Annotated in this window: 19 protein-coding genes; 7 read left to right on the plus strand and 12 right to left on the minus strand. The window is 35.0% G+C overall.

From position 1 onward, the window contains the following. Positions 1 to 68 precede the first annotated feature (68 nt). On the minus strand, positions 69 to 2,537 hold the full coding sequence (locus tag TYM08_RS16190) for a polysaccharide lyase family 7 protein (protein WP_422380190.1): 2,469 nt from the start codon (positions 2,535 to 2,537) through the stop codon (positions 69 to 71). 661 nt (positions 2,538 to 3,198) lie between these two features. On the opposite strand from TYM08_RS16190, the gene TYM08_RS16195 reads away from it, so the two are divergent. Beyond that, positions 3,199 to 3,747 carry a VF530 family DNA-binding protein gene (locus TYM08_RS16195; protein WP_422380191.1) on the plus strand — a complete coding sequence of 183 codons (549 nt, stop codon included), beginning with the start codon at positions 3,199 to 3,201 and terminating at the stop codon, positions 3,745 to 3,747. Between the two features lie 84 nt (positions 3,748 to 3,831). Here the strand turns inward: TYM08_RS16195 and TYM08_RS16200 are convergent, their stop codons facing one another. After that, complete coding sequence (locus TYM08_RS16200) at positions 3,832 to 4,479, minus strand: ankyrin repeat domain-containing protein (protein ID WP_422380192.1); 648 nt, start codon at positions 4,477 to 4,479, stop codon at positions 3,832 to 3,834. A 274-nt stretch (positions 4,480 to 4,753) separates the two neighbouring features. Between TYM08_RS16200 and TYM08_RS16205 the strand changes: the two genes are divergently transcribed. Next, positions 4,754 to 5,710, plus strand: coding sequence for an IS5 family transposase (locus TYM08_RS16205; RefSeq protein ID WP_422379935.1), 957 nt, complete (start codon positions 4,754 to 4,756; stop codon positions 5,708 to 5,710). Between the two features lie 240 nt (positions 5,711 to 5,950). Then, positions 5,951 to 6,448: a protein-tyrosine phosphatase family protein gene (locus tag TYM08_RS16210; RefSeq protein ID WP_422380193.1), complete on the plus strand. Its 498-nt coding sequence runs from the start codon at positions 5,951 to 5,953 to the stop codon at positions 6,446 to 6,448. A gap of 199 nt (positions 6,449 to 6,647) precedes the next feature. Here the strand turns inward: TYM08_RS16210 and TYM08_RS16215 are convergent, their stop codons facing one another. Both TYM08_RS16215 and TYM08_RS16220 read right to left on the minus strand, forming a co-directional pair. Further along, positions 6,648 to 7,898 carry a hypothetical protein gene (locus TYM08_RS16215; RefSeq protein WP_422380194.1) on the minus strand — a complete coding sequence of 417 codons (1,251 nt, stop codon included), beginning with the start codon at positions 7,896 to 7,898 and terminating at the stop codon, positions 6,648 to 6,650. A 2-nt stretch (positions 7,899 to 7,900) separates the two neighbouring features. Then, the gene (locus TYM08_RS16220; protein WP_422380195.1) at positions 7,901 to 9,898 is read right to left on the minus strand and encodes a DUF3857 domain-containing transglutaminase family protein; all 1,998 of its coding nucleotides are present in this window, start codon (positions 9,896 to 9,898) and stop codon (positions 7,901 to 7,903) included. Between the two features lie 105 nt (positions 9,899 to 10,003). Here TYM08_RS16220 and TYM08_RS16225 point away from each other — a divergent pair, with 105 nt between their 5' ends. Next, positions 10,004 to 11,203: a Bcr/CflA family multidrug efflux MFS transporter gene (locus TYM08_RS16225; protein WP_422380196.1), complete on the plus strand. Its 1,200-nt coding sequence runs from the start codon at positions 10,004 to 10,006 to the stop codon at positions 11,201 to 11,203. Positions 11,204 to 11,274: 71 nt separating this feature from the next. Here TYM08_RS16225 and TYM08_RS16230 read toward each other — a convergent pair whose 3' ends face one another. Genes TYM08_RS16230 through TYM08_RS16240 form a run of 3 tightly spaced genes read right to left on the minus strand, consistent with a single transcriptional unit; the run spans position 11,275 to position 15,181 of the window. Beyond that, positions 11,275 to 13,104: an ABC transporter ATP-binding protein gene (locus tag TYM08_RS16230; RefSeq protein WP_422382842.1), complete on the minus strand. Its 1,830-nt coding sequence runs from the start codon at positions 13,102 to 13,104 to the stop codon at positions 11,275 to 11,277. Between the two features lie 2 nt (positions 13,105 to 13,106). Next, positions 13,107 to 13,832 carry a 16S rRNA (uracil(1498)-N(3))-methyltransferase gene (locus TYM08_RS16235; protein ID WP_422380197.1) on the minus strand — a complete coding sequence of 242 codons (726 nt, stop codon included), beginning with the start codon at positions 13,830 to 13,832 and terminating at the stop codon, positions 13,107 to 13,109. Next, on the minus strand, positions 13,829 to 15,181 hold the full coding sequence (locus tag TYM08_RS16240; RefSeq protein WP_422380198.1) for an adenosylmethionine--8-amino-7-oxononanoate transaminase: 1,353 nt from the start codon (positions 15,179 to 15,181) through the stop codon (positions 13,829 to 13,831). Before TYM08_RS16240 ends, TYM08_RS16235 begins: the two co-directional genes overlap by 4 nt. A gap of 237 nt (positions 15,182 to 15,418) precedes the next feature. Here TYM08_RS16240 and TYM08_RS16245 point away from each other — a divergent pair, with 237 nt between their 5' ends. Both TYM08_RS16245 and TYM08_RS16250 read left to right on the plus strand, forming a co-directional pair. Next, positions 15,419 to 15,748 carry an HU family DNA-binding protein gene (locus TYM08_RS16245; protein ID WP_422380199.1) on the plus strand — a complete coding sequence of 110 codons (330 nt, stop codon included), beginning with the start codon at positions 15,419 to 15,421 and terminating at the stop codon, positions 15,746 to 15,748. Positions 15,749 to 15,752: 4 nt separating this feature from the next. After that, complete coding sequence (locus tag TYM08_RS16250; RefSeq protein WP_422380200.1) at positions 15,753 to 16,364, plus strand: lytic transglycosylase domain-containing protein; 612 nt, start codon at positions 15,753 to 15,755, stop codon at positions 16,362 to 16,364. Between the two features lie 13 nt (positions 16,365 to 16,377). On the opposite strand, the gene TYM08_RS16255 is transcribed toward TYM08_RS16250, so the two are convergent. Together TYM08_RS16255 and TYM08_RS16260 are read right to left on the minus strand one after the other, a co-directional pair. Continuing rightward, positions 16,378 to 16,764, minus strand: coding sequence for a hypothetical protein (locus TYM08_RS16255; RefSeq protein ID WP_422380201.1), 387 nt, complete (start codon positions 16,762 to 16,764; stop codon positions 16,378 to 16,380). Between the two features lie 144 nt (positions 16,765 to 16,908). Then, a complete protein-coding gene (locus TYM08_RS16260) occupies positions 16,909 to 17,505 on the minus strand; it encodes a hypothetical protein (RefSeq protein WP_422380202.1) in 597 nt (198 codons plus the stop codon). 193 nt (positions 17,506 to 17,698) lie between these two features. Between TYM08_RS16260 and TYM08_RS16265 the strand changes: the two genes are divergently transcribed. Continuing rightward, entirely contained in the window at positions 17,699 to 18,559 is an 861-nt protein-coding gene (locus TYM08_RS16265) for an acyl-CoA thioesterase (RefSeq protein WP_422380203.1), read from the plus strand. On the opposite strand, the gene TYM08_RS16270 is transcribed toward TYM08_RS16265, so the two are convergent. From TYM08_RS16270 to ppk1, 3 genes are all read right to left on the minus strand, one after another. Further along, entirely contained in the window at positions 18,556 to 19,230 is a 675-nt protein-coding gene (locus tag TYM08_RS16270; protein ID WP_422380204.1) for a response regulator, read from the minus strand. The genes TYM08_RS16265 and TYM08_RS16270 overlap by 4 nt on opposite strands. Before the next feature lie 214 nt (positions 19,231 to 19,444). Continuing rightward, entirely contained in the window at positions 19,445 to 20,983 is a 1,539-nt protein-coding gene (locus TYM08_RS16275) for an exopolyphosphatase (protein ID WP_422380205.1), read from the minus strand. A gap of 20 nt (positions 20,984 to 21,003) precedes the next feature. Further along, positions 21,004 to 23,100, minus strand: a complete 2,097-nt coding sequence (ppk1, locus tag TYM08_RS16280; protein WP_422380206.1) for a polyphosphate kinase 1 — start codon at positions 23,098 to 23,100, stop codon at positions 21,004 to 21,006. Positions 23,101 to 23,272 lie beyond the last annotated feature (172 nt).

A 23,272-nucleotide genomic window follows, 5' to 3' on the forward strand; every position in this document is an offset into this window, starting at 1 on the left:
AACCCATAAAAAAAGCGCAGATCCAAAATGAAAACTGCGCTTTATATTTAAATCATTTTAACAATCATTTACGGTAATTCAGGATTACCCTCTGTTTTCACTTCACCGTCGAAGCTTTCATACAGATCAATACTTTTCACTGCAATTTCAGCGTATTCGTCAGCCGTTGGGCTTTCATCATACTCTGTTTTAAATTCTGCTAAGAACATTGACGATTGTGTATAGGTACCCACTTTAAAGTAACCGGTTGAATCACCAGAGACCCAATCATCTGAATAGGTTGATCCGTTATCTAAGTTTTCCAGGGTTAGATAAATGGACCCATCTCTTACGGTTACCGTCACAAATAAACGCTGACCTAATTCATAATCAAAATCAATTCCACGAACTGTGTTGTCTTCATTCCAAATATAATAAATGCCATCTTTTGTTGAATACTGAACACGTAATGGCTCGTTTTCTGGTCCGTGAATTTGCACAACTGACACTTCAGGTTTAATGGAAGTTACAGCCGTAACACGTAATTCAACCGCTAAGAATTGATAGTCGTCTACGCTCCAATAATTATCGCCTCCGCCTACACGTTGACGTAATTCACTACGAGGATATTTAGATCCTGATGTGGTTGCACCACCTGCATGGGCTCTAAAAAATACTTCGTTATTTTGAGCGTAAAAGTAAGGAGGGAAATCATAATTAATTAAGTTATCATCTTTTACTTCTGTTGAATTTGTATTTCGATCATCAACTGAAGAAGCATCAGAGCTGTCATTGCCGTTTGAATCTACTGGTAATGAAATTTTCCAAGCATCCAAACCTTGAATTAAATCAGACGGATAACCATCGATAATAATATCGGTTTCGGTTTGCGTGTCTGTTTCTGTCATTGTCTCAGTTGCAGTTTCTGTGGCGGTTTCAGTTGCGGTTTCTGTTTCTGTCATATCCACTTGCTCAGGATAAACAGGATTACCCGACACTGACACTTCACCTTCAAACAATTCATAAAGATCAATAGACTTCACTGCAATTTCTGCAAACTCGTCTGGCTCTGGGCTTTCGTCATATTCCGATTTAAATTCAGCTAAAAACATAGACGATTGTGTATAAGTACCCACTTTAAAGTAACCAGTCGCATCACCTGAAACCCAGTCGTCAGAGAACGTATCGCCTGTATCTAAGTTTTCTAATGTTAAGAAAATAGATTCATCTTTAACAGTGACAGTCACAAATAAACGCTGACCTAATTCATAATCAAAATCAATTCCACGAACCGTGTTGTCTTCATTCCAAATATAATAAATACCTTCACTTGTTGAATACTGGACACGCAATGGCTCGTTCTCTGGGCCGTGAATTTGCACAACCGACACTTCAGGTTTTACAGAAGTAACTGCAGTCACTCGAAGTTCAACCGCTAGGTATTGATAATCTTCAACACTCCAATATCCATCGCCACCACCAACACGTTGACGTAATTCACTACGTGGGTATTTAGAACCACTGGTGGTTGCGCCGCCTGCATGAGCTCTGAAAAATACTTCGTCATCACTTGCATAAAAATAAGGAAGATACTCATAACCAATAAGATTTTCGTCTTTGATTTCTGTTGCGCTGTTGTTTCGATCATCTACCAGTGTTGCACCTGTACTGTCGTTTCCGTCAGAGTCCACAGGCAAAGTAATTTTCCAATCCACAATACCAGGAATGATATCTGAAGGATAAAAATCCGAGGTGATATCGGTTTGCGTCTGTGTCATGGTGACAGTGTCAGTTTGTGTAGCTGTATCCGTTTGCGTTGGCATCACAACAATTGGATCACTTGAAAAATTAATTTCTACTTTTGTAATTGCATTCCAGTTTGAACCACCAGTTGAATTACCATTGGTGTTAATTCTGATAAAGTTTGCATCGGTATTGTTAATATCAAATGTTTCAAATTCAGTCGTTAAACCGTTAGACATACCGCTATAAACATCCGTCCAAGTGATGCCATCTAAAGAGGTTTGAATATCAAAAAACGCGGTACGCTCATCGCCTTTTGAAAATGCAATATCAATGGCATAAACCGTTTGTGTGGTTTCCCAAGCGTATTGAATCCACTGATCAACACCTGCACTTGCCCATTTAGTAGACGTTGAATCATCCAGTGTATTTTCAGGAAGGTTGCCGTCATTACCAGAGTCCAACACATAAAAATCACCGACTTTTACACCGGTGAATTCTATTTGAGAATCTGTTTGTGTATTTGAATCTGTTGGAGTTTGAGTGTTAGTAACTGTATCTGTTTGGGTTTGGTCAGTTGAATCTGTTTGTGTGTTTGAATCGGTTGGAGTTTGAGTGTTAGTAACTGTATCTGTTTGAGTTTGTGTGGATGATTCAGTTAAGGTCGTGGTTGTATCATTTGTCTGGGTCGAGCTTCCAACCAAATCAGAGGTGGCATTTGCTTCTGGATCTTCTTGTACTACATTGGTACATGCAAACATAGATTGGGTGAGCAAAATAGCAACACTTACTTTACCTAAAAGTTTATAATTCATAACGTCGTCTCATTATTTTAATGCATTTAAAAATAGATTTAATAAATCACAAATTAATTTTAATAGTGTATAAATAGTGCATAAATGGTGTATTTAGAAATCGTGCATTAAATAACAGCAACATTATTTACAAATAATTAACATTTAATTAATTTATGAATTTATTTGAACATTAATTAGATATAAGTGCGATTGGCCGATCAAGTGACAACCTGTTAGATTCGTTAAAACCAATTCACAAATTTTATGAGTATTAAATATATTTAAAATTACTGCTTAATAATCGTCAAAAATCAAAGAATTAATATTTTTTAACATAAAAAAAAATTTTTAAATTTTGAATAAATAAATATATAATTTTCAACAACTGTGAAAGTTATTGTGTTAATTATTTACTTTTTCAATCCAAAAAGAGAATTTATACAAAATCCATACATTCATATTTACCATTCCTATCACACCCTATCAAACCCTTTCTATTAAACCTTTCTATTACACCCTATTCCTTTCTGGTACCCCCTCCTACCACACATTTCAATCACACCCTCTATATCCTTAGGCAATGTGTTTAGAGTTTATTTTGTAACTAAATGTCGCCACACACTAGGCTGTATCGGCAATCAAAGGTACAATAGCGCCATTTTATCGATTGGATCACCCAATGAACGACCAAATTAACTACCAAAACAACCCACTTCATGGTTTAGGCCTACAAGACATGCTGACACAACTGGTGGATCATTATGGGTTTGAAATATTAGACGCTTATTTAAATATTAATTGTTTTAAAACACGCCCAACCATTGAATCTAGTGTGAAGTTTTTAAAAAAGACAGAATGGGCCCGCGAAAAGCTAGAAGTGTTTTATCTATACACTTACAAAAGTTTACCTCGCCCATCTTCAGAGCAATTTGCCTTACCTCCAAGAGACCGACTTGTGCCAGATGATCACAAACCTGGTGAACCAAAAGTCTGCAGTTTTGAAGACGCTGAACAACAACGCATTAAACGCGAAGAAAAAGCCGAAGCGCATCGCCAAAATGGCGGCAATCGTAAACCTTCAGGTAATGGTGGAGCAAGCAGAAGCTTTAATGCATCACGTGATCGTAATAATAACAGTCGTGACGATAGAAAACCCGCACCATCCAAAAACGACTCATCTCAAATTAGTTCTGACAGCAGTGATCCTTGGGCTAAATGGAAAAAGTAAATTCAATCTTATAAACTATTTACGCAAATAAAAATGGCTTAATTCATTAATTGAATTAAGCCATTTTTATTTGCAGTCTCATTATTACTTTGCATTCAAGCCAGATAAATATCCTACAATTTCTGCATGTCCTCTATCTTTTGCATGAATCAATGCAGTTTTTGAATTTCTATTTTGATGATTGACATCAACTGACAAACTCACTAAAAACTTAGCCATTTCTAACTGACCATGAAATGCTGCAAATGCCAACGCTTTGTCACCATAATTATCCGCAATATCAATATTTGCGCCACCTGCTAATAATATTTTTAATAATTCAATATCACCATATTCAGCAGCAAATAAAATCGCAGTTTTTCCAATTGCACCGCTTTCTCGTATTTCTAAATCAACATTATGATTAATTAAAGCTTTTACAATTTCATTATTTTTAAGGATCAACGCCATATGTAATGGTGAATAATAGTAATGTCCATAATAATCAGGATTCGCCCCTGCCTTTAAAATCAACTCTACCAACTCAATATTTTGATGTTTGATGGCAATCAACAAAGGGCTTCCGTTAATTTCATAATCCAAATTCATTGAGGACTCTAACAGTTGTTTTACTTGGGTAATATTTTTTGCTTCCACTGCATCTAACAATTGTATTTCAGGATCTTGTGCAACCCCAACTAAGCTTGTGCAGGCTAAAATGCTTAATAACGTATGTCTGAATAAATTCTTCATTTCACTGGCTCTATTTATCTATTTAATAGGAGCATTAATAATACGAGTTATCTTTTTTCACTAATAGATATAAAAATGGAATCGGTTGTTGCATATTTAGAATAGATAGCTGGACAGTTATTCTATCAACTTCACCTTATCTTTTAACCACCATTCATGTATTTAGAATTTATATAATATATTGCTAAACATTAGTTTTAGTTTTTAGGAAACTCTGTTTAAATAATGCTAAAATATGAGTGTCCATTAATTTTAAATGAAACCTATATATCACATGAAACAACTCAGCTTTACAGACGCAGAATCCCATTTAAAACGAAAACAAACTCGAAAAGAAAAATTCCTTAATCAAATGGAAGGACTTGTTCCTTGGGGCGTTTTTCTGCCTATCATCGAGCCATTTTATCCAAAAATGCATAAAAAAGGTCGTCAGCCTTACCCGCTTGAAACGATGCTTCGTGTTCATTTAATGCAAAACTGGTATACGATGAGTGATCCATCAATGGAGGATGCACTTTATGAAATTGCATCCATGCGACAATTTGCTCGATTAGAATTAACACATAAAATTCCTGATGAAACGACCATCTTAAAATTTAGGCATTTGCTTGAGAAGCATAAATTACAAGAAAAAATGCAACAAGCCATGAACCAAATTATGGTTGATCAAGGTGTATTATTAAAAGAAGGGACACTGATGGACGCCACAATTATTCACGCATCACCTTCAACCAAAAACAAATCGAAAGCACGCGATCCAGAAATGCATTCCTGCAAAAAAGCGAATCAATATTATTTTGGAATGAAAGCGCACGTGGGTGTCGACATGTACACAGGCGTGGCGCACAGCATGACATTTACATCGGCTAATCATCATGATGTGACCGAAGCGCATAATTTATTGCACGGTGAAGAAAAATTAATCGGTGGTGATAGCGGATATTTAGGTGCGGATCAGCGTGAAGAAAATAAAGATGTTTCAGCCCAATGGCTGATCGCAGAGCGACCAAGTTCATTAGTAAAAAAACACGGGACGGGCACAATTTACAATGACAAAAAAGCCACGGAAAAAATAAAGGCGCAATTAAGAGCGAAGGTGGAGCATATTTTTAGAATCGTAAAGTGTCAGTTTGGATTTCGAAAAGTGAAATACAAAGGGCTAGCAAAAAATGCGGCACAGCTGACGATGTTATTTACGTTAGCCAATATTTATATGATGAGGAATTTATAAATGAACTAGGCGAGTTACGCCTAGAATTTGGCAAACCAGCCAAATTCTAGGAAGTATGCGAGTTTTTTCGCAATTTCAGGGTGTTTTTTAGAAAAAAAATTGTAAGATTTTTTTTATTGAGTCTTTAGGATTCTAAATCAGAGATTCCTTTATAATAAATTAATAAATGCAAGCTTCATTGCAAACGTAAACATGCTAATATTCCGTTCACATTCATCCTTGCATTAAATAGGCTTTGTTATGTCACAACATCCATTTTATTCAATTGACTGCCCTGATCATTTGGGAAGTTTATTATTAACCCCCTGCCCAGGCACAAAAGATATTGGACTTAAACAATCATTAGTTGAGTTAAAAAATGCAGGAGCGTCCGCTGTGTTAACATTAATGCTAGAAAGCGAAATATATGAGCTTGGTGTAACTGAATTAAAAACACTTTGTGAAGAACTAGACATGCAATGGATTCACCTACCCATCGTAGACGAAGGCGCACCTGAAGAAACTTTCGAGTTATTATGGTCACAATTTAAACATGAAATTCATGCAATTTTAAACGACAAAGAATCCATAGCCATTCACTGCAAAGGTGGCTCAGGTCGAACAGGGATTGTAGCTGGTAAAATATTACTAGAACGCGGTGCAAATTTTGACTCAACCATTGAACAGATCAAAGCATTAAGACCCAATGCATTTTCCCATGACGTCCAAGTGGAATATATGATGCAGTTTAAAGGTTAATTATTATGTGGGTGATAAGCTTGCTTTAACGTCACTTTAAACATTAGGAAATTTAGTGATTATCCAGTAAGCTCTATTGCTTTTTTGATACTTAGCGTCTAAATTTTGCGAATGAAAATTTAAGGGAAAGCAGATTAACAAAAGTGGTAAACAAGAAATTCAAACCCTTATTCATCCATTTGAATAAGGGCCTAATTTATTACTTATAACGCTGAATGTATTTTTCACCATGGGTCGTTGTCATTAAATCAGAAGTGGACAGCGCATAATCAAAACGATCTTGCATGGCATCCTCTACTATTTTAGCCAATTCTAATTGATCCATTCTAACAAACTGTAATGCCACCATATAATACACAAAATCGTAGGAGCCAAATCGAGTCAATATTTGATACATCGATTCATTTACTTGAGTTTGGTTGTCACTTAATTTAGCTGCAATTAATTGATAATAATGCCATGTAAGCGATTGTTTGTAATATGGACTTTGTGTGTCACTCAGTTTAAAAAACGTTTCAAACTTGTCGTTATTTAAATAATAAAAAGTAAAAAACACTGAAGCGGCACTTGTAAGTTCAGTATTTTCAGCTAATTTTTCATTTAACCAATCAACGTACCAGTCTGTTGCAGCTACTTTTACGTCAATAAATTCAAGTAATTTTTTAGTTTTAAATTTTTCATCAATTTTTTTATAATGATTAAATAATTCATAAGGTGTCTTAGATTCTTGAATATTTGTAAGCACGGTTGCCAGCTCATTTTGCTCTTCAGGGTAATAGTCAATCATAATTGGCGCTAAATAGTTAGGCGCTGTTTTTGTTGAAACTGAATACCCCTTGCTATTCTTAACTGGTTTTTCATAAGTATAAAAAGCATTGGCGAACTTGTCACTTAACGTAAAAGATTCATCATCTAACAATACATCTAATAACGTTAAATTTTGCTTATCTAAGTAAATACTCATGGATGACATGTTGCCATTGTCGTGATAAATCAAAAACCGTGTTTCTATATAATCAAGCGATAATGATTTAACCGTATCAAAATACCAAACATCCGAATTTTCGACGCTATTTTTTAATTTTGAAAGTAAAATTTCTGAATAATAACTGGATTCAAATACATTTAGGTCTGCAAAAATATGTCTATTTTCAATATAACGACTGATTGATTTAGAATTAATATATTTATCTGATAGTGTTTGATCATTAATATCCGTTTCTAAATCGAGTAGATATTTAAGATACGTTAAATGTGCACTGTCCTGTGATTGCTCTTCAACACGATTTGCAATGTTTGGTTCGCTTTGCAACTGCTCAACTGAGATTTGTTGTGGTTCACTTACTGCGCCACCCATTGTTGAATCTTGAGATTTTTTTGAGCTAGATGAGCAAGAAGCCAATATTACAAAACACAATATCATGGATACCTTTATCATTGAATGTGTCATATTCACTCCTGAAATTTACGTTTAGAATTTAATTTTTGTAGGATTTTTTCTACGCTTTTATAATCATTTGCGGTGGTGACATTAGTTATAGATTGATTAATGTAAATATTATTTTCAGCTTGATCCACATCATCCATGTAGTTACGAATATCTTTTGCATCTACGTGGTCTTTCTTTGATTGATATAAACTTGTCATCGACATTTTGCGTAAATCATTTTGGTAAATACTTGTGACTTTAAAATAGTCATTTTCAACCACCTGTGGTGTTTCTGGCCAATTAAGGTCAATCCATTCAGATATAAATAAATTCGTCTGATACTCAATGGTTATTGGGTGAAATTGTTTAAACGGTTGAAAACGTTTGACCTGCTCTGGATTAACTAAATACTCACCAATCATTTGATTGTAAACCTCAAACGAGCTTGAAGTTCCATCAATTGTCCAAAAACCAGGCAACATATATTGTTCATGTAAAACAATAATATTATTTTTCTGATCGTCCTCTACTTTGATTTCTTTAACCAATTGAATATCTGGATAAAAACGACGGTAATAATCTAAAAAATCATCGGCTATTTGGCTTAATGAATTTTGCTCTACTCTATATCTAAATGATTCTGCAGAACCACCTTCATAAGTTGTGATGAGTTCTAATTCAACCGAAGAGGTGTAATCGCCTGAGTAAATATTTTCTTGAACGGATATTTTACGATTTTGAGTACTAGGCTCTGCTGAAATTAATTTTTGGGTGCCATCTTTAATTAACAATGCGGCACCATAATTGGGTTGATACAAACTTTTTAATCTTGTGCCTTGTAAGGTTTTGGTTGCATCTACCCAATATCCCCCATCTAAATCAATCCAAACGATCACATGGTTAAAAACACCAGGAGAAGGTAATGCTTTAAATAATTCATTTTCTTGATAAGTGGACACTAATGCAGGATAACTTTTCACACCAATTGAAGTTAATAATGTTTGTAATAAAAGTGCTTTGTCTTTGCAATCTCCATATCGATTATTAAACACTTCATCAGGGTGATGAGGTTTATGAGAATTTTCACCTAGCTCTAGTCCTAAATACCGAACATCTTCTTGCACAAATTGTATCGCTTGATCTATGGCTTTGGCTTGCTCCATAGATTGCAACTGCTTTATAAATGCTTGCAACGATGCATCATCTTGTAATGTCACATCAAATAAATCCAACGCCCAGTTTGCTACTTCTGTCCAATCTTTATACTCACTGAACTCTATAAATGGATAAGGAGTAAACCAGTTTGGTAATTCTGTTTGTTCTTCAACAGCCTCTTGTGCGCCAATATTAATTTCGTAATAGCTCCATTTTTTATCGCTACGCTGACTGACCAATACATCTTTGGTGTTATGAATTTTATAAAAAAGCTCACGGTCTTTTTCAATCATTACATTTAAGTGAAACGCACTTAAAGGCACGCCCCATTGCAAGCTGATTGCTTTATCGAAATAATCACCAAACACTGGATTTTTACCCATAATTGAATAACTATAATCAATGGTGTCCCCTTTACGAATATCCTTTAATAATAATTTTGCTTGCATACGACCTGTATGCATCAAGTATTCTGATGATTCTTCACTGACGCTAACATCTTCTGGCACTAAACGATTAATGATTTTTCCGTCACGAATTAAATCAACGGCGTGAATATTTAACGTTTCATAAGCGGGATCAAATCCTAAAAATATATCAGATAGCTGTTCAACCGCGCTGTTATTATTTAATTTATAGACCAAACGCGAATATACGAATTGCTCATCATTTTTAACTTGAATCTGCTTATCAAATAACAAATAGTCCGCAGGATAAGTTGAGCCCTCAAGTTCAGGAATTTGATGAGAGACCACCCAATCAGGAATGGCTGAATACTGAACCTCTTGAGATGCTAAGCTATTTGTTACCAAACACAATAAACTTACACATAACACCAACCCATTTAAACATTGCTTTTTAAACATAATTTCCACCATAATCATTATCCATTCATCATTTTTGCATTGTATTTCAAATAAGCATTGATTTAATAGAATGACAAAAAATCTAAGTATACCGACTTATTAAACATGCCTAAACTCACAATTCCATTTTTTTTGTTTTTATTTATTCTTGGTGCATTAACTGGTCTAACGCCGTTTGCTGTGGATATGTATATTCCAAGCATTATTCAAATCAGCGAGCATATTTCGCAATCCGAATCCATCACGCAATTATCAATTACAATATTTTTATTTATATCGGCCATTACGCAATTATTTTACGGGCCATTAAGTGACAGTTTTGGTAGGCGTAAAGTGATATTAATTGGGATTTGTATTTTTATTATTGCCAGTTTATTAATTGTATTTATTCAAAATATTACCCAATTACTGCTATTACGAGCGCTACAAGCAGCCGGTGGCGGAGCTATTGCGGTTTGTGTAAATGCTATTGTGCGAGATTATTACAATGACAATCAATTAGCCAAAGCCATGAGTTATCTCATAATGATTGTGATTATAGCGCCAATGATTGCCCCTATTATTGGGGGTTTAATTTTATTACGTTTTGATTGGCAGATGATTTTTTATGTGATTGCTTTTTTAGCGATTGTATTTGGGGCAGGGTTTTATTTCTTTATTCAAGAAAGTCACCCAAAATCAAAAAGACAACCGTTCAATATTAAAGGAATTTATAGCAATTACTCACACATATTAAAACAACCTCGCTCCATCGCTTATATTTTGTTAGGCGGTTTTTCATCAGCCCCGATGTTTATTTTTATCACCAACAGTGCATCGGTATATCAAGTATTTTTAGGTATTTCAGCGCAACAATTTGGCTTTTATTTTGGCGCAAACGTACTTGCGATGATGGCAAGCTCTTGGATTAACACTAGATTATTAAATCGATTTGACTACCAAAATATTATGCACTTTTTTATATGGGCACGATTGATTCCAGCAAGCATCCTTTTAATCGTTAGCTTAATTGTTGATCAACATATTTTATGGTATTTGTTTCCGGGTGTGGTTTTAAGTATTGGTTTAATGCCTTTTGTAGGACCTAATGCGTCAGCTGCTTTATTATCTAAACATGGCAAACATGCAGGGTCAGCCTCTGCATTAGCTGGAGCGGCTCGATTTGGTATGGGTGCTGTTGCTGGGTCTTTGGCGTCTTTAACACAAATTAATAACAACCATATTTCAATGGTCAGTTGGATGTTTGTGATGACGATTTTGTGTGTCTTGATGTCGGTTTGGATTAGAAAGCAAAAGAACGCATGAGGCTTTTAAGTAACAGGATCCCCGACGATAAAACTGTCGAGGATGACGCAGGTTATAAATATTTAAAAACGCTATTCAGCAATAAACCCGCCAGACTGATGCGCCCAAAGTTTTGCGTAAATACCATCTTTTGCAATTAATTCTTGATGTGTGCCCTGCTCCACAATTTTGCCTTTATCTAACACAATTAATCGATCCATTTGTGCAATGGTTGATAATCTGTGAGCAATGGCAATCACGGTTTTGTTTACCATTAACTCTTTAAAAGATTCTTGAATTTGCACTTCCACTTCTGAATCTAAAGCAGAGGTCGCTTCATCTAAAATTAAAATCGGGGCATTTTTTAATAATACTCGGGCAATGGCGATACGTTGACGTTGACCACCTGAAAGTTTGACACCACGCTCGCCTACTTGCGCATCAAAACCAGTATTGCCATAGGGGTCGGTTAAGTCTTGAATAAATTCAAACGCTTTGGCTTGTTTGGTTGCGTTGATTAATTGCTCTTCAGTCGCATCAGGACAGCCATATAAAATATTTTCACGTACAGATCGATGTAAAAGTGAAGTATCTTGAGTCACCATACCGATACTTTGGCGAAGGCTTTCTTGAGTTACTTGGCTAATATTTTGCCCATCAATTAAAATCTCACCACTTTTGATGTCGTAAAATCTTAATAATAAATTTACGATGGTGGACTTTCCTGCACCAGAGCGCCCAATTAAACCAATCTTTTCACCTGCTTTTATGGATAAATTCAGTCCATTTAATACATCGTCTTTACTTTTATCGTAACTAAATTGCACATTATTTAAATCAATTTGACATTGCGTCGCATTTAAATCTTTTGCGTCTTTTTTATCTTCAACCAAATAAGGTTTTGACAATGTACGCATGCTATCGATGATCGTACCTATATGTTCAAACAACGCACTGATTTCCCACATAATCCATTGAGCCATGCCATTAATTCTTAACGCTAAACCAATGGCGGTACTTAATAAACCTGCAGTCACTAAACTTTGTGTCCACAACCACAATCCTAAAAATGCCATGACAAAAACCAAAACATAATTTAATGTTTGAATGCTGACATTTAAACTGGTGACGTAACGCATTTGGATATAAACAGTTTGTAAAAATCCATCCATGCTTTCTTTTGCGTATTGTTCTTCACGCTTGGTATGTGAAAATAATTTTACAGTTGCGATGTTTGTATAGCTGTCTACTAATCTTCCAGTCATGATTGAACGCTCATCAGCTTGTTTACTTGAAATCGCTTTTAACTTAGGAATAAAGTACATTTGCAATGCCACATAAATAATTAACCAAACGATCATCACTAACATTAAATACAAACTGTTTGTGCCTAATAGCACCAATATAGTCACAAAATAAGTGGCGATATAAACCAGTATATTTGCCATTTTCAAAATTGCTTCGCGAATCGATAATGCATTTTGCATTACCTTAGTGGCTATACGTCCAGCAAAATCATTCTGATAAAACTCAAAACTTTGTTTTAATAAATATCGATGAGACAACCATCTGATTGCCATTGGATAATTACCCAATAAACTTTGATGTACGATTAAAGCATGTAAAAACGTCACCAATGGCAGTGCAATCACACAAATAATAGACATCCAAATTAATTCATTCTTGTGTTCAGTCATTAACGTTTCAGGATCATTGGTTACTATCCAATCAATTAATTGCCCCATAAATCCAAAAAGACTGATTTCCATTACAGCAACGCCTGCCGTTAATATCGACATTACAATAATTGGCAACCCCATCCCCTTTGAATAATATTGGCAATATTTTACAAAGGAATTTGGTGCAACGTTTCCATCTACTTCTGGATACGCCTTGGTTAATTTTTCAAAAAATTGATACAACATTAAAAATCCCCCCACAGAGTTTGTAGGACACTCAACAATACAACAGGTGCAGTTTCTGTTCTTAAAATTCGAGGTCCCATTGTGATAGCCGTATAGTTTTGTTTAATGGCCTGATCAATTTCATCTTGAGTTAACCCGCCTTCTGGCCCAATTAACGCCACAATATTTGAAGCAGCCTCCATGGTTTTTATATCTGTTGCATCACGGTGATGTAAAACCAATTTACAAGCATCTTGTTCAATTTGAATAAATTGTTCAAAACTAATTGGTGAGTTAATGACAGGCACAACATTGCGACCGTTTTGCTCGCAACTAGAAATCGCCACTTGTTGCCAACGCTGTAATTTCTTTTCTTGTTTGTCGGCTTTGAGTTTTAATTCACTTCGCTGTGTAGTTAAAGGGGTGATTTGTGTCACCCCTAATTCACAGGCTTTTTGAATGGCGTATTCCATTCGATCACCCAAAGACATCCCTAAACCAATATGAATACTTAAAGGTGACTCTTTCACGCCATCAATTACACTTATAACATTGAGTGTCACATTCTTTTTATTAGCAAAGCTGACTTCGCATTGATATTCAATGCCGTCTCCATTAAAAATTCTAACGCTGTCATTTTCTTTTGAGCGTAATACTGAACCTAAATAATGGCTTGCGGTTTTATCAAGTGCTAATGACTCACCTACTTTAATGTCACTTTCAACATGTATTCTTGGATTTTTCATAAAATCTCTTTTATGGCTTTTGTCATCACATCAAACAAATGATCAATTTGGCCATGAGTAATAATATAAGGAGGCATCAAATAAATAACGTTACCCAATGGACGTAATAGACAACCATGTTTTAAAGCATATTGATAAATAGCAAAACCTCGACGTTCTTTCCAGTCGTACTCTTCATTGGTTTGATTGTCTTTGACTAACTCAATTGCGGTAATCATACCCATTTGACGTACTTCGGCAATGTGGCCTTTTATTTGGGAGTCTTGTTTTAATGCTTCTGCTTTTTGTAAAATATACGATGCGGTGGCTTTATTATTTTCAATAATATTTTCTGTTTGGAAAATATCAATACACGCCAATGCGGCCACACAGGCCAATGGATTCCCTGTGTAACTATGAGAATGCAAAAACCCTTTTAATGAAGCGTAATCGTCATAAAATGCGTTGTACATTTTTTCAGTGGTCATCACCGCACACAAAGGTAAATAACCGCCTGTTAATACTTTGGACAGCAACATAATATCAGGGGTGACGCTTGCTTGTTCGCAGGCAAACAATGTTCCGGTTCTGCCAAAACCTACTGCGATTTCATCGGCTATAAAATGCACATTGTATTTGTCACATGCCTCTCGTAATAATTCTAAATAGACAGGGTGATACATACGCATGGAACCGGCGCACTGCACTAAAGGCTCTAATATCACCGCACAAATCTCTTCGTGATTGTCTTTTAATGTTTGTAGCATAGGCTCAAACATCTTTTCAGTATGAGCTTTCCAGTTTTCGGGTTCGACTAAATAACAATCAGGTGTTGGAACAGTGATCGGTTTTAATAATAATGGCTCGTAAGATTCTTTGTATAACGCCACATCACCCACAGCCAATGCCGCTAAGGTTTCACCGTGATAACTGTTTGATAAGTTCACAAATTTTGTTTTGCTTTTTACGCCTTCGTTTTGCCAAAAATGAAAACTCATCTTTAACGCAACCTCTATACCTGAAGAGCCATTATCTGCATAAAAGACTTTGTCTAATCCTTTTGGGGTGATTTCTACTAGTTTTTCAGCCAATTCAATACCTGGCTGGTGCGTAAACCCTGCAAAAATCGCGTGTTCAATTTGATCAAGCTGATTTTTTAATGCTTTGTTGATTTTTTCGTTGGCGTGACCAAAGGCATTTACCCACCAAGAGCTAATTGCGTCTATATAAGTATTACCTTCAAAATCTTCAAGATAAATGCCTTTGCCGCGTTTTATAGGGATTAAAGGATATTGCTCATGATCTTTCATTTGCGTGCATGGATGCCAAAGTACTTCTAAATCGCGATTCATCCAATCTTGGTTTTTCATACAGCGTTACCACTTTAAAAATAAGGGTCGCAATTGTAGCAAATCCAGCTAATAGTTCTACTTAAGTCGCGTTTTGAGAAATGAGTTTGCATTTTTTAATTAAAACACTCTATTTATAGCTTGATTCGATTTAACAGTTCTTTATACTCGACTCAGTTATTTTTACATCAAACTAAGAAGTACCACTTCTTAGGTTTGAATTATTATTTAGACTTTACTATTCAGGATCGAACAATCATGACTAAAAAAACAACAGCAATTAAAGAAAAATACACAAAAACTCAAATCATTGCTGAAATTGCTGAAAACACAGAATTAAGCAAAAAAGAAGTAACGGCCGTATTAGATGAATTAGGTGAATTAATGGAACGCCACATCAAAAAACGTAGCGTGGGTGAATTCACATTACCAGGTTTATTAAAAGTAGTAACCGTTAAAAAACCAGCAGTTAAAGCACGCAAAGGTATTAATCCATTCACTGGTGAAGAAACAATGTTCAAAGCAAAACCTGCTAGCACAGCGGTTAAAATTCGTCCTTTGAAAAAACTAAAAGAAATGGCTCTATAACTCGATGTTAGGTCGCCACCTTTACTTTTTAAAAAAACAGATATTCGTATCTGTTTTTTTTTGCAAAGCACTTCTATTTACAAGTATTTCTTATTCTATTGAAGTAGACCAAGCTCTATTAAACACCCTTAAAGAATCCAATTTAGAACACACTGAGGATGTGAAGTTTAATGCGTTTTTGTGGTTAAACATTATGGAGCATAACATCAAAAAGTATTTTCCAGATGAAGACAAACGACAAGATTTTTTAAAATTGGTTTACCAAGAAGCCACTCGAGCAAACCTTCCACCTGAATTAGTATTAGCTGTTATCCACACTGAAAGTGGATTTAAACGCACTGCATTATCTACAGCAGGAGCATTAGGTTATATGCAAATTATGCATTTTTGGCTTGAAGAACTGGATCGACCAAAAGACAATTTATTTAATACACAAACCAATTTACGTTTTGGTTGTACCATTCTTGCACATTATTTAAAAATTGAAAAAGGCAATTTAACCCGTGCTTTGGGCCGCTATAATGGCAGCCTTGGCAAACTTAAATATCCTAATAAAGTTTTAAAATACTGGCGCCATTATTGGTATTACGGTGAATTTGAAGATTTAATTTATTAATTAACAGGCATTATTACTGAACTTGTTTTTTTAATTGCTCAAACAATGCACGTTTTTGATCTTCTGGTAATTCTGGTTTAGTTTGCACATCAGGTGTTAACGAGGACACATCCCAATTAGTTGTAACAGATGAATTATCGTGTAACGAGCTGACATCTAAATCTACTTGCACAGTTGAATTACCCAGATTAACGTCGACTTTAGGATTATCCGTGGTTGTATTTTTTTCAAGCAAGGACTGTAAATAAGCCAAAGCCTCTTCATTACCGTCCCAACTTGGATGATCAGGCTCCATCGATTCCAGCCTACCCTCTAATTTTTTAATGAATCCAATAATAGTTTGTGTATCAGGTTTATTTTGTAAAACCCATTGTTTAGCTGAATTAGCATTGGTTGACATAATGACTCTCTAATAAATATTCTATTTTTCCCGCTTAGGATTTCAACATTACAAATTAAACGATTAAAATGACAGACATAAAAAAACGAGGACAACCTCGTTTTAATTAATAATCTAGTTTACTACAGCAAATTCAAACTCTCATTAAAAAGTCGTTCTAACCTCACCTGCTATGGCTTTTAATTCTTTTAATTTATCTGTAATAGAATTTTGAATGCCTTTTTTCTCAAATTCAGACAAGTGTGTTAATTCATCTAATTTAATTCGGTGTAAATGCATACAAGGCGTGCCAGAGTTAAATTCGCGTAAATCTCCTTTTATTAATATCGGTAAAAAAGGATCCGCTGTATTTTGAGATTGCAAAATCTTATCAATTGCTTGCTCAAATGGAATCGGTGCTGGCTGCACTTTTTTATTTTTATATCGAACTACAAGATATAAACCAGACTTACCAATGGTTTCACCTGGAATCACATGAAGCCCCGTATCACGAATACAATCATTTGAAACACTATGGAACGTATCATGAAAAGCATAAGGGTTTGGCAGTATCACCATTTTTTCCACATCTTCATTAGGGAAATTAATGGTGTAATTTGTATAAATTTGCTCAATGGATGCAGAATATATACAAAGTTTGGATTCAAAAATCATGACAAAATCAGCAGCTTTCTTGCGCTGATTAATAGAGTCAAAACTCCACTCTAGATCTCTATTACTCATTGAATCATTTACACTCATATCATTCACCTTACTTGGTAATTCATGTCTTGACGTTAATATTAACTTGTTTTTATTTTCTTTCCATAGCCAAATTTCAAGGCTGTGATAAGCATCTTTATTATTATGCTACTGGTACACATTTGACGACTAACATTACATAATTCGTCTACAATTTAACAGTAATAACTTTATTAAAAGTAGCATTTTAAACATGAAATCTGTATCAAAACTTGTAAATCTCATCAAATTAGAACAATTAGGTAACACTCAGTTACATTTTAAGGGTGAATCTGAAGATTTAGGCTTCCCCAAAGTATTTGGTGGCCAAGTGATTGCTCAAGCATTAAGCGCGGCATGTCAAACCGTTAAAGATCGAGACCCGCATTCTTTGCATGCCTATTTTATACGGCCAGGCGATGTAAATTTACCCATTGAATATGAAGTAGAAGCAGTACGAGATGGCAGAAGTTTTTCAGTTCGCCAAGTAAAAGCCACACAAAAAGGTGTCACTATTTTAACAATGACGGCTTCTTTCCAACAGTTTCAACAGGGATGTGAGCATCAAACCAGTATGCCGAATGTGCCACCTCCAGAAGTATTAACCCCCATTAGCGAACTTTATGAACAGCACAAAGAAGAAATCCCCCCTCAAATTCGTGAGCGCATACTATCACCAAAACCTATTGAATTCAGAATAGTGGAATCACAAAATCCCTTTCGCCCTAAACATACAATTGCAAAACGCCATATGTGGATTCGCTCAACAAGCAAATTACCCGATGACCCATTAATTCACCAATGCATGCTTGCTTATACCTCAGATTATGGATTCTTAGAAACGGCATTAATGCCTCACGGTTTATCGATTTTGCATCCAAAGCTTACCATCGCAAGTCTTGACCATGCTATTTGGTTTCATCGTCCGTTTCGTTTAGATGAATGGTTGTTATATGTTGCAGACAGCCCTAGCGCACAAAACGCCAGAGGTTTTGTGCGGGGTGAAATTTTTAATCAACAAAAAGAATTAGTAGCATCCATTGCTCAAGAAGGCATGTTTCGAGTCAAAGATTAAGCGTCGGCGAATAAGTAACCCGCATTTCGTACTGTTTTAATTCGCTTAGGTGTATCTAATTTACTGCGTAACATTGAAATAGTGATATCAATTTTTCGATTTTGCCCATCGTATTCGATGCCGCGTAAACTTTTAAAAATACTTTCACGAGACATAACAAATCCTGCATTTTGCGCTAAATACCAAAGCAACTCATATTCTGGATTAGAAATTTCAACAGGCTCACCTTTTACAACTAAAGAACGATTACCACTATTAATGATTAAATCACCGAACTTTAATACATCAGCAGATTGTTTCGGGTTGTTAGCGCTTCTTCTTAATACTGCTTTAATCCGAGCCAAAATCAATCTAGGCTGGGCACTTTTCGAAATATAATCATCAGCGCCTAATTCAAGTCCCAAAATTTGCTCAATTTGATCGTCTCTTGATGAAAATAAAATGATCGACTGGCTATACTTACCGTGTAATCTGCGACAAACTTCAAACCCATCACAACTTGGAAGCACTGCTTCCAGAAGCACTAGATCCGGCTGAGTTTTAATAATTAATTCTATCGCTTCGATTCCATCATGCACTAACTGTGTTCGAAATCCTTGTGATTCAAGATAGGAGCCCGTTATTTGAGCTAATTGCTTGTCGCCTTCTACGATTATTACTTTCTTTTGCATACTAACCTCACCATATTACATCATTAATCATCTCATATTGAGTTAATTATCTAGACGAACAGGATTGTAATTGGCTTAGCATATGAATAACAAACTTTATTTCACAGATTGGGCAATAATATACAAAAATGGGCTCAATTCCCTCTGAGCTTATAGCAAATATTTATAAAAAGTTCCGTTTTAAACGCTCAATGTAGGATTGTTTCCAGTTTCTTTATATAGCTGTAAATTTTAAATTGATGCCTGCACTTTCAAAAAGGTCGATATGATTTAATAAGTCCATTTGAAAAATAGTCTGTTTTTCAAACCAGGTTTGATCAAAAATCAACGATACTTCATTTTTATCTACTGTAATTTCAACTTTTTCTAACCAAGTATCTTGCCTTGAAACGTTAAATAAAACAGCCAAGCGTAAAATCACAAGAATACGTAAATACGCTTTTTTATCAAACTGTTCATAAACGATGACTTTTGTGCTGATTTTTTTACGCTGATTATTTAATAACTCCGCTAAAAACTTTTGTTGCTCTTGGTTAAAACCAGGCATGTCCACATTAGCAATGATATAACCAGAATGTTTATGGTATTTTTTTGAATTAATATTTAACCCAACTTCGTGCAATAACGCCGCCCAATTTAACATCTGACTTAATTCATCGGATTCAATCTCCCACTGAGCAGCACATTGTTGATACAAATTTTTAGCAGTTTGTAATACACGAGCAGCTTGTTGGGTATCTACTTTATAGCGCGAAGACAAACTTTCAGCTGTGCGTTGACGAATATCAGTATTTTTTAAACGATCTTCCATTTCATAGAGCACACCATCGCGCAACCCAGAATCACTCACATCCATTTTATGAATATCTAGTTTATAAAATGCAGCCATTAAAATAGATAAACCCGCACAAAAAACCGCCCGGCGATCGTCACTTAAACCGGGTAAATTTAATGTGTCAGAATGATCAAGTTCACAACACCTTTTTTGAATTTCAATTAAGTCCTCCAAAGTAATATGGGTTCGATTTTCTTGACCACTGATTGCTTTGGTCACCGCTAAAATAGATTTAATAGAACCAGAAGTACCAATGCAATGATCCCAACCAACAATTTTGTAAAGTTGTACGTGAGGCTCAAGAGCTAATTGAGCATGCATAATGGCTCGGCGAAAACGCTGCATCGTGATATAACCGTCATCAAAAAAACGTTTATTAAAACTCACACACCCCATCGATAAGCTACGTAAAATATGTGGTGAAAATTCTTCACCAATAATAAACTCAGTTGAGCCCCCACCAATATCCATTACTAATCGTTTACCCTGTTCGTGATGTGTGTGGGCCACACCAGAATAAATTAAACGCGCTTCTTCAAATCCGGAAATAACTTCAACAGGAAAGGGAAATATATCCAACGCCCTATGAATAAATTCATTGGCATTTACAGCCGTTCTTAAAGTATAGGTTGCCACGATGCGAATTTTATCAGGATGAAATCCATCAATATTGCCTTTGATATTTTCTAAGGCTGTTAAACCTTTTACGATGGATTCTTCAGATAACATTTTATTTTTATCTAACCCATTTGCCATTCGCACTTTTTGTTTGACTCGATGCAAAATCTGCACACTATCATCAACAATTCTTGCCACTACTAAGTGAAAGCTGTTTGATCCAATATCTAAAGCGGCGACATTTACTGCTTTAGAAGGATCGTTACTTTCTAACTCGACAATTTTGTTGTTTTCACTCATAAGGATTCACTTTTTCAAAGTTACATTTTTTGTTTGTTTGATTCTAATTTTTTTAAATAATCATAAATTTCCAATTGAGATCGAAGCTTTTTACGATTACCTCGAAGCACATATTGGTTTTTTTGTTCTACATCTATTACTCGAGCTTTTAAAGTGTCTTTAAATTGAATATGCAAAATATTTAAAATATTTTGTTTAATATCAGGATCATAAATTGGACAACCGACTTCTACTCGATGATCCATATTACGTGTCATCCAATCAGCTGAAGAAATAAACACTTTGTTTTCACCATTATTTTCAAACACCATAATTCTTGGATGCTCTAAAAAACGATCCACAATGCTGATAATTGAAATATTTTCACTTAAGCCTTTTACTCCAGGCAATAGTGAGCAAATACCACGGACGATCATTTTTATTTTCACCCCCGCTTGGCTAGCTTTATACAATTCATCAATTAATCGAGTGTCTACTAAATTATTTAATTTAATAATAATACCTGATTTTAAGCCTTCTTTAGCATGCTGAATTTCTTGACGAATTAACAATGAAATTTTTGCTCGGCTATTTAACGGAGATAAAATTAAATGCTTAAATTTATGACGCAAATATGGTGCTTGAATAAATTCAAATACGTTTACCGCTTCTTCACCTAACTCTTGATTGCATGTAAACAAACTCATATCTGTATAAATTTTGGCTGTTTTTTCATTAAAATTACCAGTACCAAAATGCACGTAACGAATGATCTTTCCTTTTTCTTCGCGTGACACCACACACAATTTACAATGTACTTTTAAAGAAGGGATACCAAATACCACTTTAATACCCGCATCTTTCATTTTTTTAGCCCATTGGATATTATTTTCTTCATCAAATCTGGCGCGTAATTCAACAAGTACCGTTACGGTTTTTCCATTATCTACCGCATCAATTAATGAATTAATAATTCGAGAATTTTTTGCCACTCGATAAATATTGATCCGAATATGTTTTACACTTGGGTCAAACGCGGCTTGTCTTACAAACTCAGTAAAATGCACATAACGATGATAAGGATAATGCAGTAAAATATCTTTATGTTTAATTGCATCAAAAACCGTATCAAAATCCGTAAAATCTTTTGTACTGATCGCAGGTAAATGCGGATTTTCTAAATAGTCACGTCCCTCGTTAGGAAATCCAATAAAGTCTTTAAAGTTACGATAACTCCCCCCTGGAATCATGCCATCAATATTTGAAAGCTTTAAGCGTCGTTTTAAATAATGCAACATTTCGTCAGGCATATTGCCATCATAGTTAATTCGTACAGGCTCTGCACTTAATCGCTGTTTCATGCTCAATGACATTTTTTCCACGTAACTTTCATCAATTTCATCATTGATAGAATATTCAGAATCTCGTGTCATTTGAAAGGAGTAAGATTCGATAGTGTCAAATTCAACGAACCCTTTAAAAATTTGTGTCAGACATAATTTAACAATGTCATCCAATAATATGATGTGTTTTTGTTTTCGTGATTTTAATGGTGGAATAACAACAAAACGAGATAATTGATGAGAAGGCACTTCAATCACTGCATATTTTGTTGCTTTGTCTGCAATATGCAGTGCAACAAATAAATATGTCGAGTTATCATTTAATCGAGAAACTAAATCAACTTTATTATGTAATAAAACAGGGGCGATATGCCTGAGTACTTTGTCACTAAAATAATATCGAACCCAATCCGTTTGGTATTCGCTTAATTCGTTTTGAGTATCGATACAAATATTATATCGCTTTAATACTTTCACAATATCGAAATAGATACCTTCGAATTCTTGAGTCTGTTGTACTACTTTATTTTGGATGTCTTCCATTACATGCTTACGTAATTGTGCTTTTTGTGCTTCACCTTTATTGCTTAAAATTAAAATTTCACGCTTAACTTCAGCAACACGCACGCGATAGAATTCATCTAAATTACTTGAATAAATCCCTAAAAAACGGATTCGTTCAATTATTGGGTTATTTTTATCCCCCGCTTCTTGTAATACTCGCTGATTAAAAGATAACCAACTTAATTCTTTAGGGTAATATTTTTCTTGTTCGTCGATAGTTTGAATGGTCATAGTATTCTGCACAATGTAAAAGTGTTCATGTTCGCACACGAATATTAAAGTTTATTGACATAAAAGCGTTTGTTAGACTATTCCTATCTTTTGCAATTTACAATATCTACAGGACACTAAACCAAAAAAAAGCGCCGAAGCGCTTTGTATATGTGAGATTTAACAAACTAAT

The sequence above is a fragment of the Marinicellulosiphila megalodicopiae genome (assembly GCF_045862395.1).
GTDB lineage: Bacteria > Pseudomonadota > Gammaproteobacteria > Pseudomonadales > Natronospirillaceae > Marinicellulosiphila > Marinicellulosiphila megalodicopiae.